This is a genomic window from Kitasatospora sp. NPDC049285, from assembly GCF_040678815.1.
GTDB lineage: Bacteria > Actinomycetota > Actinomycetes > Streptomycetales > Streptomycetaceae > Kitasatospora.
This window is the reverse complement of record NZ_JBFAQR010000010.1, coordinates 121,826-138,231: the sequence shown is the minus strand read 5'-3', so window position 1 is coordinate 138,231 and position 16,406 is coordinate 121,826. Positions and strand designations below refer to the sequence as shown.

Genomic DNA, 16,406 nt, shown 5'->3' with positions numbered 1-16,406 from the left:
GCGGTGCTGCGGGCGCCGGTGGCGCTGCCGGTGCCGGTGGCGCTGCCGCGAAGGGCGGCGCGGCCGGCGGGAAGGGCGCGGGTGCCGCTGCGGGTAAGGGTGCCGGTGCGGGTAAGGGCACCGGCGCCGGCCGGGGTGCTGTGAAGCAGGGGCGCAAGCCCGGGACGGTGCGGCCGCCGAAGGCCGTGCGGGCGGCGCAGCCGGTGCTGCGCGCCCCGTCCGGGGACCCGCTGGTGGGGGAGCGGTACGAGGTCGAGGTCGGGCCGGTCGCGCACGGCGGGCACTGCGTGGCGCGGCACGAGGGGCGGGTGCTGTTCGTCCGGCACGCGCTGCCCGGCGAGCGGGTGGTGGCGCTGGTGACCGAGGGCACCACCACCTCGCGGTTCCTGCGCGCGGACGCGGTGGAGGTGCTGGAGGCCGCCAAGGAGCGGATCGAGGCGCCGTGCCCGTTCGCCGGTCCGGGCATGTGCGGCGGCTGCGACTGGCAGCACGTCACCCCGGGCGGGCAGCGCAAGCTCAAGGGCTCGGTGCTCACCGAGCAGCTCGCCAAGCTGGCCGGGCTCACCCCGGCGGAGGCGGGCTGGGACGGCTCGGTGGAGCCGGTCGGCGGCAAGCTGGCGGCCGGCGAGGTGCCGGCCTGGCGCACCCGGGTGCAGTACGCGGTCGACGAGGACGGCGAGATCGGCCTGCGCAAGCACCGCTCGCACGACGTCCAGCCGATCGACCGCTGCCTGATCGCCGCACCCGGGGTCACCGAGCTCGGCGTCGAGGCCCGCGACTGGACCGGCCTGGCCGCCGTCGAGGCGATCGCCGCCACCGGTTCCTCGGACCGGCAGGTGATCCTGCGGCCGCGGCCGGGCGAGCAGCTGCCGCTGGTCGAACTGGACCGCGAGACCTCGATCGCCCGGATCGACGAGCAGGACCTGTTCCACCGGGTGCACGGCCGCACCTTCGTCCGCGAGCGGGCGGCCGGCCGCACCTGGCGGGTCTCCAACGGCGGCTTCTGGCAGATCCACCCGGAGGCGCCCGACACCCTGGTCGACGCGGTGCTCACCGGGCTCGACCCGCAGTGGGGCGAGATGGCGCTCGACCTGTACTGCGGCGTCGGCCTGTTCGCCGGGGCGCTGGCCGAGCGGGTCGGCGAGGACGGCGCGGTGCTCGGCATCGAGTCCGGCAAGCAGGCCGTGGCCGACGCCCGGCACAACCTCGCCGCGCTGGAGAACGTCCGGATCGAGTGCGACAAGGTCGAGACCCTGCTGCCCCGCACCGGCATCACCAGCACCGACCTGATCGTCCTCGACCCCCCGCGTTCCGGAGCCGGCCGCGAGACCGTCGCCCACCTCTGCACCCTCGAGGCCCGCCGCATCGCCTACGTCGCCTGCGACCCCGCGGCCCTCGCCCGCGACCTCGCCTTCTTCCGCGAGGGCGGCTACCGCCCGACCTCGCTGCGCGCCTTCGACCTCTTCCCGATGACCCACCACTTCGAGTGCGTCGCCATCCTGGAGCCGGCCGCCGAGTAGCCTCCGACGATCTGCCAGCCGACGGGCGCGGGGTGACCCCCGCGCCCGTCCGGCATTCCGGGACCCGGTGCGCTCCGGTGCCGGGGAGGCGCGGCAACCGGCGTTCCGGGGAGGCGATTTGGCGAAACCGGCTGATTGGCTGGTTTTCGCCGGGGCGCGCGCGGACATGGTGGGGAGCGGGGGGACGACGTGCGTGCGCCCTTGTTGTGCTAGCAATGCAGCGCTAGCTTGAATTCATGGCCAAGAAGCAGCTGAACGTCAGGGTGGACGCGACCACCGCCGAGATGGCCCGTGAGCGGGCCGAGCAGCAGGGGATCAGCATGAACCAGTACATCGAGCGCCTGGTACAGCACGACATGGGCGAAGCCGGACGGAACTTCGTCGACGCCGCGGCCCAGTTCATGAAGGAGCACGAGGCGTCGTTCCTCGCCGAGTTCGGGTCGCCGAGTGAACTGCAGGACGTGCGCCGTTGAAACTGGAGGTCGACCTCTCGTGGCTGCTCATGACCGCGGAGCAGTACACGCCCGGTGATCCCCAGGTCACCGACTACGGATCGCTGCTCGCCGCGATCACCAGGCACCAGGCCGAGGTGTTCGACATCGCGGTCTACCCCGAGCCGCAGGACCGGGCGGCGGCGCTGATGCACCAGCTGATCCGGGTGCCCGCGCTGGAGCGCAACAACGAGCTGTTCGCCACCGCCGTCGCGTACGCGTACCTGGTCGCGAGCGGCTGCCGGGTGGCGACCACGGCGCGCGAGGTGCGCAGCCTGGCCCGGGCGATCCGGGAGGGCAAGCTCGGCATCACCGGGGTGGCGGAGCGGCTGGCGATGTGGGTGATCGACGAGTCGGAGGAGGAAGAGGTCGGCGACGACGGCGACGACTGAGCGGTCGGCCCGGTGGCGGTGGGTGCGCCGTCGACCGGCAGGCGGTCGGTGAGCCGTCGCCCCGTGTCAGGGGCAGCGAGAGCGACGAGGCGTCCGCGCGCGGGATACCCTCGCAGTTCCCCCGGCCCCTGACGACCCGCGAGGAACCGCACTCTTGCTGCAGGACATCGAGCCCTACCTGGTCTGCCCGCACTGCGCCCGGCCGCTCACGCTGGACGGCCGTACGCTGCGCTGCCCGTCGGGGCACAGCTTCGACCAGGCCCGGCAGGGGTACGTCAGCCTGCTGGCCGGGGACGCCAAGGCGGGCACCGCCGACACCGCGGAGATGGTCGCCGCCCGCAGCTCGTTCCTGGCGGCCGGCCACTACCGTCCGCTCACCGAGGCGCTGCGCGTGGCCGCGGCGGGCATCGCAGCGGAGACCGGCCTGGTCGCGGACCTCGGTGCGGGCACCGGCCACTATCTCGCCGAGGTGCTGGACGCCCGGCCCGGTTCGGCGGGGGCCGCACTCGACCTGTCCAAGTACGCGCTGCGGCGCGCCGCCAAGGCGCACCCGGCGATCGGCGCGGTGGTCTGCGACGCCTGGCGTCCGCTGCCGCTGCGCGACGCCGCCGCGGACGTGCTGCTGAACGTCTTCGCCCCGCGCAACGGACCGGAGATGCGCCGTGTCCTGCGCCCCGGTGGCCGGCTGCTGGTGGCCGCCCCGACCAGCCGTCATCTGGGTGAGCTGGTCGGCGCGTTGGGGCTGCTGTCGGTGGACGAGGACAAGGACCGGCGGATCGAGGAGAAGCTCGGCCCGTGGTTCACGCCGGTGGGGCGCACCGAGGTGGAGTTCACCCTGCGCCTGGCCCGGGCGGACGCCGCCGCGGTGGTCGGGATGGGGCCGAGCGCCTGGCACACCGACCCGGCCGCGCTCGCCGCCGCGCTGGACGCGCTGCCCGAGCCGGTCGAGGTCACCGGATCGGTGCGGATCACCGCGTACGAGTGACGTCCCGGGCGGCCACGCCGACGGTTGGGACTCGAAGGGGTGAAAGACCGTCAGGAGGGACGTTTCTCCTGCTCAGGGCGGGCATAGGGTCCTCGGGGTGACCAGCCAAGCCCCCTCCGTCCATCTCCCGCCCGGCCCGCCCGGCCCCGCCGCGGCCCGCCCGAGTCAGCCCGCGGCCAGCCGGGTCCAGCGCCCGACCGTCGAGGAACTGCGGCTCACCTCCTTCAAGTCGTACCGCCGCGCCACGCTCCCGCTGTCGCCGCTGACCGTGCTGCACGGGCCCTCCGGGGCGGGCAAGTCGAATGCGCTGGACGCGCTGAGCGTGCTGTCCCGGCTCGCGCTCGGCGAGGAGATCCGGCCGTCGCTGGACGGCATCGGCGGGCTCAGCGGGCCGCTCGCCGTCCCCGTGCGCGGCGGCCTGGCCGGCTGCGTGCCGCACGGCCGCAACGCGATCATCCTCGGCTGCACCGTCCGCTCCACCGCCGGGCCGATCCGGCTGGAGGTGGTGGTGCGCACCGACGAACGGGTCCGGATCGCCCGCGAGTGGCTCACCCTGGACGGCCAGACCCTGATGGAGACCGGTGAGCAGGACGTCGGCCGCGGCCGGGTCAACGTCACCTGGCACAACGACTCCCGGCAGGGCGACATCCGTGCCCCGCTGCCCAGCTCCGCCCTGATCACCTCCCAACTGCCGCTGCGGGTGGCCGGTTCCTCCAACGGCGAGCGGAAGGTGCTGACCGCCGCCGAGCACCTGCTGACCGCGCTGCGCGAGGTCTTCCCGCTGCACCCCGTGCCCGCCGCGATGCGCGGCTGGGCACGCCCCGACCCGCAGGCCAGGCTGCTCGGCACCGCCGCCAACATCTCCGCCGTGCTCGGCCGGCTCAAGTACGAGTGCAACCGCCGCTGGGCCCGACTGCTGCGCGCCGTCCAGGCCGCCGCCCCGCACCCGCTGCTCGGTCTGGACGTGGCCCGCCGCGGCGAGGCCGGCCAGCAGCGGCTGCTCGCCGTCTTCGACGAGGGCGTGCTCGGCCGCACCGGCGCCGACCAGGCCTCCGACGGCATGCTGCGACTGCTCGCCTTCGCCGCCGTCCTGCTCACCGGCGCGGGCGTCATCGACGTCGACCCGGCCGACGAAGTGCCGGACGCCCACCGGCAGTTGGTGCTGCTCGCGGAGGACCTCGGGGCGGGCCTGGCGCACGAGCAGATCACCGCGCTGCTGCGGCTGGCCCACGAGGTCGCCGCCAAGGAGGACGTCCGACTGGTCGCCGCGCTGCAGGACCCGGGGCCCGCCGTCGGCCTGGACGGCCTCGACCTGATCGAGTGCCGGCGCGACCCGGCCACCGGCCACAGCCTGCTGCGCCGCACCGACCACACCGCCCGGGTGCCCGCGCAGGGCGCGCCGCCCCCTGGTGCGGACCACGCCGCGTCGGAGGGCGCCCCGGCGGCCGGTGGTGCGGTGGTAGACCTGGGGGAATGAGCGACCACCTGAGCGTGCCCGAACTCCAGCGGCGGCTGGCCGACTTCGCCGCGGCCCGGAACTGGGAGGAGTACCACACCCCGAAGAACCTGGCCTCGGCGCTGTCCGTCGAGGCCGGGGAACTGCTCGAGATCTTCCAGTGGTTGACGCCCGATCAGGCCGCGGCGGTGATGGCCGAACCGGAGAGCGCGCACCGCGTCCGCGACGAGGTCGCCGACGTGCTGGCCTACCTGCTGCAGTTCTGCACCGTGCTCGGGGTGGACCCACTGGCCGCGCTGGCGGAGAAGATCGACCGCAACGAGACGCGGTTCCCCGCCCCCTGACCACCTGCCCCCTCACCACCCGCCGCCTGACCACCCGCCCTCTGACCACCCGCCCTCTGACCACCCGGCACCGAATTCCCGGCTGCCGGAGGAATCAGCCGTTCTTCCCTCCTGCGGGGGACCTCGGTTGTCCACAGGCCCGGGTTGTCCACAGCCGCGGCGAACTCGCTGGGCCCGCCCTGGTGCCGGGCGGCACGCTGTGCCCCGTGAACGGCTGCCGAACGGCGGCGGCCGGTGAGCGAGGGGAGCCCCGCATGGAGGCGCTGCGACTGATCAAGACCGCCCGGCACGCCCTGGCCGCGGCCCGCGAGGTGCCGGACATCCTGCACGAGGCGTGGCAGGCCGGGCTGCTCACCGAGGCGGTCGGCGCCCGGATCGCCGACCGGGAGGGTGAACGGTTCGCCACCCTCGGGCAGTTGCTGTGCGACGCGGGCGCGCACACGGCCGGCTGTCTGCACCAGCCGCCGGACGTGGACGCGGACGGCGCGCTGGCCGAGTGGTCCAGGCCCGCCCGGGTGGAACGGCTTCACGAGCTGGGCGAGTTGGAGCCCGTGCTGGTGGAACTCTCCGCGCTGCTCGACGAGATGAGCGAGAGCCTGGTGGTGCTGGCCTGCGGGGCGGAGACCGAGAGCCTCTACTGGAGCTGCATCGACGGCCTGGACTCCGGTGCCGAGTGCCGCGACCTGGTGGTCGAACTGCTGCGGCAGGAGCGGCAGTCGAGCCGGGCACCGGCAGCGGGCGAGGCAGCGGGCGAGGCGGAGGGCGAATCGGCGGGCGAGTCGGACGGCAACGGCGAGCCGCGGGCGGGGCGGGTCACCGGGGACGGGCTGCCCGCGTGGCAGCGGGAGGCGGATCCCGCGCCGGGAGCGGCCCGGCGGGCGGAGCCGAGGCTCGTCGTCCCGCTGGGCCCGCCGGTCCCGGCGGCGTGCGCTCAGCCCCGGGTCGGGCTGTCCGCCGGGGTGTCCTGCTCGTCGCGGGCGGCGGAGGTGCGCAGGTCGGAGTCGAGTCCGGCCAGGTCGGTGTTGATCGAGGCGAGCAACTCCTGCATCTGCTCCAGCAGCGACTTCGGAGTGGCGGGCGCGCCGCCCGCGGGTGCGCCCGGGGTGGGCGGCTCGGTCCAGGGCTCGGACATGAGGGGGCCCCTTCAGCTCGGTGGTGCGGTATGAGGCGACGGATGTCGGCGCCGCCGGTCCAACGAGCGCCCGCCGCACGCGGTCACCCCGGACCACCCGATGAGGTCCAACCCCCGCCGCAGGTCAGCCCCAGGGGTGAGCCCGGTTTGCGACCCGCGCTCCGCTCGGCTAGGGCGCCGAACGGAGCGCGGACGACCTGACGGCACGTGTCCTGAAAGGAGATCAGTTGTGCGCGTGCAGATCCGCGTTCAGACCGCCCCACGAGCCGGTGCGGGCGATCACCTCGACCGCGCCGGACTGCGAGTTGCGGCGGAACAGCAGGTTGTCCTGGCCGGAGAGCTCGACCGCCTTGGCGACGGTGCCGTCCGGGGCGGTCACCCGGGTGCCGGCGGTGACGTACAGGCCGGCCTCGACCACGCAGTCGTTGCCCAGCGAGATGCCGATGCCCGCGTTGGCGCCGAGCAGGCAGCGCTCGCCGACCGAGACGACCTGCTTGCCGCCGCCGGAGAGGGTGCCCATGATCGAGGCGCCGCCGCCGATGTCGCTGTGGTCGCCCACCACGACGCCCGCGCTGATCCGGCCCTCGACCATCGAGGTGCCCAGCGTGCCGGCGTTGAAGTTGACGAAGCCCTCGTGCATCACCGTGGTGCCCTCGGCCAGGTGCGCGCCCAGGCGCACCCGGTCGGCGTGCGCGATCCGGACCCCGGAGGGCGCCACGTAGTCGGTCATCCGCGGGAACTTGTCGATGCCGTACACGGCGAGCTGGCCGCCCTGGGAGCGCACCGCCAGCCGGGCCTGCTCGACGTTGCCCACCGGCACCGCGCCGATCGACGTCCAGGCGACGTTGGCCAGCAGGCCGAAGATGCCGTCCAGGTTCTGGCCGTGCGGCTTGACCAGCCGGGCGGAGAGCAGGTGCAGGCGCAGGTAGACGTCGTGCGCGTCCAGCGGCTTCTCGTCCAGCGAGGAGATCACGGTGCGCACCGCCACCACCTCGACGCCGCGCCGGGCGTCCGGGCGCAGCGCCTCGGCCGCGCCCGGGCCGAGCGCCAGCTCGGCCTCCTCGGCGCTCAGCCGGACGGTGCCGGAGGGGCCAGGGGCGGCCGCCAGCTCGGGGGAGGGGAACCAGGTGTCGAGGACGGTGCCGTCGGCCGCGATGGTCGCCAGGCCGGCGGCGACGGCGCCGCTTGCGGTGGTGGAGGTTTCAGCTGTCACATCCGGCACGTTAACCAATCCGGGCGGCGACTTACCAACACGCTCACCGGACGGACAAAACCTGGTGCTCACGCACAGTTCGAGCAGCCATACTCGACCGGGTGTTCGTATCCATCTCCACCACCGGCACAGCCGAGAACCCTGCCTCCGACCTGGGCTTCCTGCTGCACAAGCACCCCGACCGGGTGCAGCGCTTCAGCACGGCGCACGGCACCGCGCACGTCTTCTACCCCGAGTCGGGGGAGCAGTCGTGCACCGCCGCGCTGCTGCTCGAGGTCGACCCGGCGGCCCTGATCCGCCAAGGCCGCGGCAAGGGTCGCTCCGGCTCGCCCGACCTGGCGCTCGCCGAGTACGTCAACGACCGGCCGTACGCCGCCTCCTCGCTGCTCGCGGTGGCGCTGCGCACGGTGTTCCGGTCGGCGATGAAGGGCGACTGCCCGCTGCGGCCCGAGCTGCCCGGCAGGGCGATGCCGCTGCGGATCGCGCTGCCCGCGGTCCCGGTGGCCGGTGGTGGCGGTCCCGAGTTGGTGGAGCGGTTGTTCGCCCCGCTGGGCTGGCAGGTCGAGGCGACGTCCGTCCCGCTCGACGAGGCCTTCCCCGCCTGGGGCGACTCCCGGTACGTCCAGCTCGAACTGACCGGCACGCTACGGCTCGCCGACGCGCTGCAGCACCTGTACGTGCTGCTGCCGGTCCTCGACGGCGCCAAGCACTACTGGGTCGCCCCGGACGAGGTCGACAAGCTGCTGGCCGCCGGTCAGGGCTGGCTCGCCGACCACCCCGACCACGCACTGATCGCCCGCCGCTACCTCTCCCGCCGCTGGTCGCTCACCCGGCTCGCGATGGAACGGCTCGCGCTCGCCCGCCTCGCCGAGGCCGACGACCGCGAGGCGGAGGAACTCGACAACGCCGTCCCGGACGCCCCGGAGGAGGTGACCGCCCTCGATCCGCACACCGCGGACACGGTCGCCGACGACGCGTCAGGTGAACGCGCCACGGCCGAGGTCGGGCAGCCTTCCGGCTCCGCGGAGACCACCCGCACCGCCTGGGTGGCAGGCACGACCGAGGTGCCAGGTGCGGCCGAGATGGCAGGCACGGCCGCGATCGCCGGGACCACCGGGCTTGGCGGGACCGCCGGGACCACCGGACTTGCCAGGACTGTCGGGACCACCGGGCTTGCCGGGACTGCCATGCTTGCCGGGACTGCCGGGACTGCCGGGACTGCCGGGACTGCCGGGACTGCCGGGACTGCCGGGACTGCCGGGACTGCCGTGCTTGGGGGGACCGCCGGGCCTGCCGGGGCCGCCGAGCGCAGCGAGTCGCTGGCTGCTCAGCGGCGGACGGCGATCCTTGCCGCGCTGGCCGCCACCGGTGCTGCCCGGGTGCTCGATCTGGGCTGCGGGCAGGGCGAGTTGGTGGGCGCTTTGCTCAAGGAGCCGCGGGTCACCGAGGTGCTCGGGGTGGACGTGTCCTCGCGGGCGCTGGCCATCGCGGAGCGGCGGCTGCGGCTGGACCGGCTGCCGGAGCGCTTGGCGTCCCGGGTGCGGCTGGTGCAGGGCGCGCTGACCTACACCGACGCCCGGCTGAAGGGGTACGACGCAGCAGTGCTGTGCGAGGTGATCGAGCACCTGGACCTGCCGCGGCTGCCCGCGCTGGAGTACGCGGTGTTCGGCTCGGCCCGGCCGTCCGCGGTCGTGGTCACCACCCCGAACGCCGAGTACAACGTGCGCTGGGAGACGCTGCCGGCCGGGCACCACCGGCACGCCGACCACCGCTTCGAGTGGACCAGGGCCGAGTTCGCCGCCTGGGCCGAGCGCGTCGCCGACACCTTCGGCTACGCGGTCGAGTTCGCCCCGGTCGGCCCGCTCGACCCCGAGGTGGGCGCACCGACCCAGCTCGCCCACTTCCGCCTGACCGACACCGACACCGACTCCAGCGCCAGCACCGTCTCCAGTACCAGCACCAGCACCACAGCCGACCGGTCAATCGCCGTCGGCACCACCCGGGCTGACGATCCGTCGGCCGACCTCGCCTCGGAAGGGAGCGCGAACCGATGACCCCCGACACCATCGACACCACCGACACGGCACCGAGCGGTCGCCGGCTCCCGGTCACCGACGTCTCCCTCGTGGTGCTGATCGGCAGCAGCGGCTCCGGCAAGTCGACCTTCGCCCGGCGGCACTTCCTCTCCACCCAGGTGATCTCCTCCGACTACTGCCGGGGGCTGGTGGCGGACGACGAGAACGACCAGTCGGCCTCCGCCGACGCCTTCGACGTGCTGCACTACATCGTCGGCAAGCGGCTGGCGGCCGGTCGGCTGACCGTGGTCGACGCCACCAACGTGCAGCCGGAGTCCCGGCGGCAGCTGATCGCGATCGCCCGCGAGCACCACGTACTGCCGATCGCCATCGTGCTGGACGTACCCGCCGAGGTGTGCGCCGAGCGCAACCGCACCCGGCCGGACCGGCAGCTGCCCGCGCACGTGATCCCCCGTCAGCAGCGCGAGCTGCGCCGCTCACTGCGCGGGCTGGAGCGCGAGGGCTTCCGCAAGGTGCACGTGCTGCGCGGGGTCGCGGAGATCGACTCCGCCGAGATCGTGCCGGAGAAGCGCTACAACGACCTGCGGCACCTGACCGGCCCGTTCGACATCGTCGGCGACATCCACGGCTGCCGCTCCGAGCTGGAGACCCTGCTCGGCCGGCTCGGCTACCGGATCGACCGGGACGCCGAGGGCCGTGCGGTGGACGCCGAGCACCCCGAGGGCCGCACCGCGGTCTTCGTCGGTGACCTGGTCGACCGCGGCCCGGACACCCCGGGCGTGCTGCGGCTGGTGATGGGCATGGTCGCGGCCGGGCACGCGATCTGCGTCCCCGGCAACCACGAGAACAAGCTGGGTCGCTGGATGGACGGCCGCAAGGTCACCGTCGCGTACGGCCTGCAGGAGTCGATCGACCAGCTGGCCGACGAGTCGGAGGAGTTCCGCGCCCAGGTGCGGGAGTTCATGCGCGGCCTGGTCAGCCACTACCTGCTGGACGGCGGTGCGCTGGTGGTCTGCCACGCCGGTCTGCCGGAGAAGTACCACGGCCGGTCCTCCGGCCGGGTGCGCTCGCACGCGCTGTACGGCGACACCACCGGGGAGACCGACGAGTACGGGCTGCCGGTCCGCTACCCGTGGGCCGAGGAGTACCGGGGCCGCGCGCTGGTGGTCTACGGCCACACCCCGGTACCGGTGGCGAGCTTCCTCAACAACACCATCTGCCTGGACACCGGCTGCGTCTTCGGCGGCAGCCTCACCGCACTGCGCTACCCGGAGCGGGAGATCGTCGCCGTCCCGGCCGAGCAGGAGTGGTACGCGCCGGTGCGGCCGATGTTCACGGAGGCGCCGGGCGCCCGCGAGGGCCGTCCGCTGGACCTGGCCGACGTGGTCGGCCGCCGCACGGTGGAGACCACGCGGGCGGGCCGGATCGCCGTCCGGGAGGAGAACGCCGCCGCGGCGCTGGAGGTGATGAGCCGCTTCGCCCTCGATCCCCGGCTGCTCGCGTACCTGCCGCCGACCATGGCGCCCTCGCCGACCTCCCGTCGCGAGGGCTACCTGGAGCACCCCGAGGAGGCGTTCCACGCCTACCGGCACGACGGGGTTCGACAGGTGGTCTGCGAGGAGAAGCACATGGGCTCGCGAGCCGTGGTGCTGGTCGCGCGGGACGCCGCCGCGCTGGAGAAGCGGTTCGGACTGGCCGGTGCCGGCGCGATCTGGACCAGGACCGGCCGCGCCTTCCTCGACGACCGGGAGCTGACCGGCGCGCTCCTCGACCGGGTCCGGACCGCCGCCGAGCGCTCCGGCCTGTTCGACGAACTCGCCAGCGACTGGCTGCTGTTGGACGCCGAGCTGATGCCCTGGTCGCTGAAGGCGATCGAGCTGCTGCGCCGCCAGTACGCCGCGGTCGGCGCGGCGGCCGGCGCCGCCCTGCCCGCCGCGCTGTCCGCCCTCGCCCGGGCAGCCGACCGGGGGCTGGACGTCGCCGAGCTGACGGTCCGCCAGCAGGAGCGGTCCGCCGACGCGGCGGCCTTCACCGAGGCCTACCGGCGCTACTGCTGGCCGACCGAGGGCCTCGACGGCATCCGGCTGGCCCCGTTCCAGCTGCTCGCCGCGGAGGACGCCAACCTGGCGCTGCGTCCGCACACCGAGCACCTCGAGCTGATCGACCGGCTGGTCGAGGCCGATCGGGCGGCCGCCGAGCAGGCGGCCGAGCGGACCGGTGAGCCGGTCGGGCCGGTGCTGCACCGCACCGGGCGGATGCTGGTCGACACCGGGGACGAGTCCTCGGTCGCGGCGGCCGTCGCCTGGTGGGAGGGGCTGACCGGAGCCGGCGGCGAGGGCATGGTGGTCAAGCCGGTCGAGTCGCTGCAGCGCGACGGCTCCGGTCGGCTGGTGCAGCCCGGGCTCAAGGTGCGCGGCCGGGAGTACCTGCGGATCATCTACGGCCCGGACTACACCCGGCACCTGGACCGGCTGCGTGGGCGCTCGCTCGGCCACAAGCGCTCGCTCGCCCTTCGCGAGTACGCGCTCGGCCTGGAGGCGCTCGACCGGCTGGCCGCCGGGGAGCCGCTGTGGCGGGTGCACGAGGCGGTGTTCGCGGTGCTCGCCCTGGAGTCCGAGCCGGTCGACCCCCGGCTCTGACCCCGCCCGGGGGGCCGCTCACCTGCTGCGCGTGGGACGTACGTCCGATGCGCGTCCGATGGGCGGCCCCCGGCGTGGTCCCGGTCAACTGGCGGCCATCCACTGGTTGCATGGTTATTCGAATACTCGTATACACTTCCCGTCTCAGCCCGTAGACCGACCCAGGAGACCGGTATGGCGTTCAACCTCCGGAACAGGCACTTCCTCAAGGAGCTCGACTTCACTCCCCAGGAGTTCCGCCACCTGGTCGACCTCGCCGCGCAGCTCAAGGCGGCGAAGTACGCCGGCACCGAGCAGCCCCGGCTCCGGGGCAAGAACATCGCGCTGATCTTCGCCAAGACCTCCACCCGCACCCGGTGCGCCTTCGAGGTGGCCGCTCACGACCAGGGCGCGTCCACCACCTACCTGGACCCGGCCGGGTCGCAGATGGGGCACAAGGAGTCGATCAAGGACACCGCCCGGGTGCTGGGCCGGATGTTCGACGGCATCGAGTACCGGGGCGACGGCCAGGCCATCGTCGAGGAGCTCGCCGAGCACGCGGGCGTCCCGGTGTGGAACGGCCTGACCGACGAGTGGCACCCCACCCAGATGCTGGCCGACGTGCTGACGATCCGTGAGCACACCGCCAAGCCGCTGACCGAGACCACCCTGGTGTACCTCGGCGACGCCCGGTCCAACATGGGCAACTCGCTGCTGGTCACCGGCGCGCTGCTGGGCATGGACATCCGGATCGTCGCCCCGGCGCAGCTCTGGCCGTCCGAGGAGGTCCGCAAGGCGGCGCAGGCGCTGGCCGAGACCAGCGGCGCCCGGGTGACCCTGACCGAGGACGTGGCGGAGGGCGTGGCCGGCGCGGACTTCCTCTACACCGACGTCTGGGTGTCGATGGGCGAGCCCAAGGAGGTCTGGGCCGAACGGATCGCCCTGCTGAAGCCGTACCAGATCTCGATGGACACCCTCCGGGCCACCGGCAACCCCGCGGTCAAGTTCCTGCACTGCCTGCCCGCGTACCACGACCTCGGCACCGAGATCGGGCGGCAGATGCACGAGCTCACCGGCATGGCCGAACTGGAGTGCACCGACGAGGTCTTCGAGTCGCCGCACTCGGTGGTCTTCGACCAGGCGGAGAACCGCCTGCACACCATCAAGGCCGTGATGGTGGCCACCCTCGGCTCCTGAGCCGGGGTACGGACAGCTGGGATCAGACGGTCGGCCCGGGGACGGGGCGCCCCACGGCCGGCCGACCGACCGCCGACGTCAGAAGTCGACGTCCACGCAGGCGGCGCGGTCGGTCGGGGAGTGCGGTCCGGCCGGGGTGCCCGCGTGCAGCACCAGCGAGTGCGCCTCGCCGGGCCGGAACTCCCACGGGACGGTGGCCGAGGCCGAGCCCGCACCGTCCGCGTCCGTACGGACCGTCATCCGCACCTCGTTGTCGGCCGCGTCCGAGCCGGCCGCCTGCAGGTAGTGCCCGCCGGAGGCCGCCGGGTCCTTCTCGCACCGCCCGGTGTGCACGTGCGCGGGGAAGGCGTGGTCGCCCGCCACTCCGGCCAGTTCCACCGCGACAGCGGTGTGGCCGGGCGTCCGGGTGACGGTCACTCGGACCGGCGCGCCGTAGGGGACCAGGTCGGGCGCGTAGGTGATCGCGCCGGCCGGGACGAAGCCGTCCGCCCGGTCGAAGCGGGTGTCCACGGTCTGATCGGGGGTCAGCCCCGCGGGGCCGGGGGTGTCCGGCGGGCTGATCGGCAGCAGGGCGAGCGGCACCAGCAGTGCGGCGGCGGAGAACGGGGGCATCGCGGGCCTTCCGACGATCCGTCAGGGAACACCGCCCACGGTGGCCGCCGGTCCCGCCCCGCGCACGCCGCCGTGCCGCGCGGTCACCCGTACGGGAGCGCCGGGCGCACACCGGATCGACACGTCGGAAGCTGCGGGAACGTCAGGTCGCGGACCCGGCGAGCGGAGAGACGGGGAGTCAGTTCGCGGGCGGCGCCGCGACGATGCCGCGGATCTCGCAGCGCGGACCGCTGGCGCGCATCAGTCGCAGGTCGGCGGTGATCAGTGGGGCGTCGAAGCGTTCGGCGACCGCGACGTAGGCGGCGTCGTCGGGGGTGAGGTTGTCCTTCAGCTCCCAGATCCGGCCCAGCAGCGGTGCCACCTCGACCTTGCGGATGGCCAACTCGGGGAGGTGCACGGTCAGTTCGGCCACCCGTTCGGCGGTCAGCTCCTTGGCGAGGTACAACCCGCGCAGCGACTGCATCACCTCGATCACCACGTGCTCCGGGGCCACCCACTCCCCGTCGGCCGCCAGCGCCGCGCGCGCGGCGTCTCCCCGGGCCCCCTGGTCGGCGAGGGCCAGTACCAGCGCAGAAGCATCCACCACGATCACCCGCCCACGGTAGCCCGTGAGCGCCGCCGCCCGGCAGCCGGGCCCGAGCCGACGCGGCTGAGCCGACGTCCGAGCCGACGCCTGAGCCGACGTGCCCGAGTAGGCCGCCCCCGAGCGGAGAGGTGCCGCCCTACCCGCCAGAGGGCGGTCGACTCGGGGTGGGAGCGATCGTCGCGGAGCCCAGGGACTGGTAAGGGCGGAGCTTCGCCGCGGCGGCCACGGCCGCGTCCCGGTCGATGACGGGCTGCCAGCCGGGGCTCTGCGCGAGCTTGGCGAGCCGGTCGAGGGTGATCGGTGCCGGGCCGCCACCGGCCGGTCCGGTGGCGGTGGCGATGATCCGGACGCCGTCCGCGCGCAGGAGGTCGGCGGTGTGCTCGCTCACGCCGTCGGCCCGGTGGTCGGTGCGCAGTTGGCGGAAGGAGCCGTCGGGCACCGGGGCACCGGTGCAGGAGCCGTTCTTCGGGCGCGGCGTGCAGCCGTACGCGTCGGCGGGGGCGGACACCGCGGGGGCGAGGGCGGACTGCAGGTGGACCTCGATCCACCCCCGGTCCGTCCCGTCCGCGGCCCGGACCCGCACCCGGGCCACGACCACCACCCGGGTAGCGGACCGCTCACCCTCCTGCCCAGCGCTCTCGCCCTGCCCGGCGCTCTCGTCCTGCCCCGCGTACTCGCTCGCCCGCAGGTCCGCCGGCAGCAGTGACAGCAGCACCATGACCGCGGCCGGCCCGGTCAGCGCCACCTTCTCCCCGGGGTACGAGGGCGACGGCAGGGGAGTGGGCTCGACGGCCGCCCCGACCGTGCCCGCCCCGGCCGCCGTTCCCGCTCCGAGCGGCGGTAGCACCGGCAGCGCGGAGACCGCGGCGGTCGCGCCGCCTGGCATGGCGGGCCGCAGCAGCAGCCCGGCGCCGACCGCGAGGCCGGCGACCGCGGCGACCGTTCCCAGCACGGCCGCCCGCCGCCGCAGCCGGATCGCCCGCCCCTGCTCCGCCGCCCCGGCGATCAGTGCCCCGAGGTCGGGCACCGCCTCCCCGACCGCCCGCTCGAAGACCGGCCGCACCTCGTCCTCGCTCAGCCCGCGGCGCTCGGCGGCGTCCCACGGCTCCGGCTCGGGCGCGATGGAGGGCATGACGGGCTCTCGCTTTCTGACGGACGGTCGGCGGGGGGAGCGGAGGGAAATGGGGGAGGAGCGGTGCGGCGGCGGGCTCACGGGACCAGGGTGTCCAGCTGCGGGGCGAGCTGTCGGCGCAGCCTGGTCAGGGCGCGCAGGGTGCGGACCCGGACGGTGCCGGGGGTGAGCTGGAGCTCGGTGGCGGTTTGCTCGACGCTGCGGTCCTCCCAGTAGCGCAGGACCAGGACCGCACGGTCCTTGGGCGGCAGTTGGGCGAGCGCGGCGAGCAGCGCGACCCGCAGGGCGGGGTCGGAGTCGGGCGCGGGCAGCTCGGGCAGGTCGGCGAGGACCGGCAGTTCGGTGCTGCGGCGCAGCCGCCGGTGCGAGAGGTAGCAGCGGACCAGCACGGCGCGGGCGTACGCGGCGGGGCTCTCGGCGTTCTTGACGCGCCCCCAGGAGGCGTAGATCCGGGCCAGCGCGGTCTGGGTGAGGTCCTCGGCGAGGTGCCAGTCGCCGCACAGCAGCAGCGCGGTGCGGAACAACGCGGTGCCCCTGGCCTGCGCGAACTCCTCGAACTCGCGCCGCTCCTCGGCCGCCCGCCGCCGTCCCACCACCACCCGCACCCCCCCTCGCCGGTCGTCCGCCCGCCACCGGGGGACCCGCACGGGCTCCCCTACAGGGACGGACGCGCGAGTACTGCGGTTGCGTTA

15 protein-coding genes are annotated in these 16,406 nt (G+C 74.4%); 10 read left to right on the top strand and 5 right to left on the bottom strand.

Annotated features, from left to right (window positions below):
* The first annotated feature begins 206 nt into the window (after nucleotides 1-206).
* From AB0K51_RS10275 to AB0K51_RS10245, 7 genes are all read left to right on the top strand, one after another.
* Nucleotides 207-1,520: a class I SAM-dependent RNA methyltransferase gene (locus AB0K51_RS10275; protein WP_363452682.1), complete on the top strand. Its 1,314-nt coding sequence runs from the start codon at nucleotides 207-209 to the stop codon at nucleotides 1,518-1,520.
* Nucleotides 1,521-1,756: 236 nt separating this feature from the next.
* Complete coding sequence (locus AB0K51_RS10270; RefSeq protein WP_363452648.1) at nucleotides 1,757-1,993, top strand: toxin-antitoxin system HicB family antitoxin; 237 nt, start codon at nucleotides 1,757-1,759, stop codon at nucleotides 1,991-1,993.
* Nucleotides 1,990-2,403, top strand: coding sequence for a fic family toxin-antitoxin system, toxin component (locus AB0K51_RS10265; protein WP_363452646.1), 414 nt, complete (start codon nucleotides 1,990-1,992; stop codon nucleotides 2,401-2,403). The genes AB0K51_RS10270 and AB0K51_RS10265 overlap by 4 nt, the downstream gene beginning before the upstream one ends.
* A gap of 154 nt (nucleotides 2,404-2,557) precedes the next feature.
* Nucleotides 2,558-3,388: a putative RNA methyltransferase gene (locus AB0K51_RS10260; protein WP_363452644.1), complete on the top strand. Its 831-nt coding sequence runs from the start codon at nucleotides 2,558-2,560 to the stop codon at nucleotides 3,386-3,388.
* Between the two features lie 97 nt (nucleotides 3,389-3,485).
* Nucleotides 3,486-4,865 carry an ATP-binding protein gene (locus AB0K51_RS10255; protein WP_363452642.1) on the top strand — a complete coding sequence of 460 codons (1,380 nt, stop codon included), beginning with the start codon at nucleotides 3,486-3,488 and terminating at the stop codon, nucleotides 4,863-4,865.
* On the top strand, nucleotides 4,862-5,188 hold the full coding sequence (locus tag AB0K51_RS10250; RefSeq protein ID WP_363452640.1) for a nucleotide pyrophosphohydrolase: 327 nt from the start codon (nucleotides 4,862-4,864) through the stop codon (nucleotides 5,186-5,188). Before AB0K51_RS10255 ends, AB0K51_RS10250 begins: the two co-directional genes overlap by 4 nt.
* A gap of 254 nt (nucleotides 5,189-5,442) precedes the next feature.
* The gene (locus AB0K51_RS10245) at nucleotides 5,443-6,354 is read left to right on the top strand and encodes a DUF6099 family protein (protein WP_363452638.1); all 912 of its coding nucleotides are present in this window, start codon (nucleotides 5,443-5,445) and stop codon (nucleotides 6,352-6,354) included.
* Nucleotides 6,355-6,543: 189 nt separating this feature from the next.
* On the opposite strand, the gene dapD is transcribed toward AB0K51_RS10245, so the two are convergent.
* A complete protein-coding gene (dapD, locus tag AB0K51_RS10240) occupies nucleotides 6,544-7,533 on the bottom strand; it encodes a 2,3,4,5-tetrahydropyridine-2,6-dicarboxylate N-succinyltransferase (RefSeq protein WP_363452636.1) in 990 nt (329 codons plus the stop codon).
* Nucleotides 7,534-7,634: 101 nt separating this feature from the next.
* Between dapD and AB0K51_RS10235 the strand changes: the two genes are divergently transcribed.
* The 3 genes from AB0K51_RS10235 (at nucleotide 7,635) to argF (ending at nucleotide 13,384) form a co-directional block, all read left to right on the top strand.
* Entirely contained in the window at nucleotides 7,635-9,587 is a 1,953-nt protein-coding gene (locus AB0K51_RS10235) for a 3' terminal RNA ribose 2'-O-methyltransferase Hen1 (RefSeq protein WP_363452634.1), read from the top strand.
* Entirely contained in the window at nucleotides 9,584-12,208 is a 2,625-nt protein-coding gene (locus tag AB0K51_RS10230) for a polynucleotide kinase-phosphatase (RefSeq protein WP_363452632.1), read from the top strand. The genes AB0K51_RS10235 and AB0K51_RS10230 overlap by 4 nt, the downstream gene beginning before the upstream one ends.
* A 174-nt stretch (nucleotides 12,209-12,382) precedes the next feature.
* Nucleotides 12,383-13,384 (top strand): ornithine carbamoyltransferase, encoded by a 1,002-nt coding sequence (argF, locus tag AB0K51_RS10225; protein ID WP_363452630.1) that lies wholly within the window; start codon nucleotides 12,383-12,385, stop codon nucleotides 13,382-13,384.
* A 78-nt stretch (nucleotides 13,385-13,462) separates the two neighbouring features.
* Here the strand turns inward: argF and AB0K51_RS10220 are convergent, their stop codons facing one another.
* From AB0K51_RS10220 to AB0K51_RS10205, 4 genes are all read right to left on the bottom strand, one after another.
* Nucleotides 13,463-13,996 (bottom strand): superoxide dismutase family protein, encoded by a 534-nt coding sequence (locus AB0K51_RS10220; protein WP_363452628.1) that lies wholly within the window; start codon nucleotides 13,994-13,996, stop codon nucleotides 13,463-13,465.
* Between the two features lie 178 nt (nucleotides 13,997-14,174).
* Nucleotides 14,175-14,588: a type II toxin-antitoxin system VapC family toxin gene (locus AB0K51_RS10215; protein ID WP_363452626.1), complete on the bottom strand. Its 414-nt coding sequence runs from the start codon at nucleotides 14,586-14,588 to the stop codon at nucleotides 14,175-14,177.
* Nucleotides 14,589-14,718: 130 nt separating this feature from the next.
* Nucleotides 14,719-15,714, bottom strand: a complete 996-nt coding sequence (locus tag AB0K51_RS10210; protein ID WP_363452624.1) for a hypothetical protein — start codon at nucleotides 15,712-15,714, stop codon at nucleotides 14,719-14,721.
* Nucleotides 15,715-15,791: 77 nt separating this feature from the next.
* The gene (locus tag AB0K51_RS10205; RefSeq protein WP_363452680.1) at nucleotides 15,792-16,313 is read right to left on the bottom strand and encodes a SigE family RNA polymerase sigma factor; all 522 of its coding nucleotides are present in this window, start codon (nucleotides 16,311-16,313) and stop codon (nucleotides 15,792-15,794) included.
* Nucleotides 16,314-16,406 lie beyond the last annotated feature (93 nt).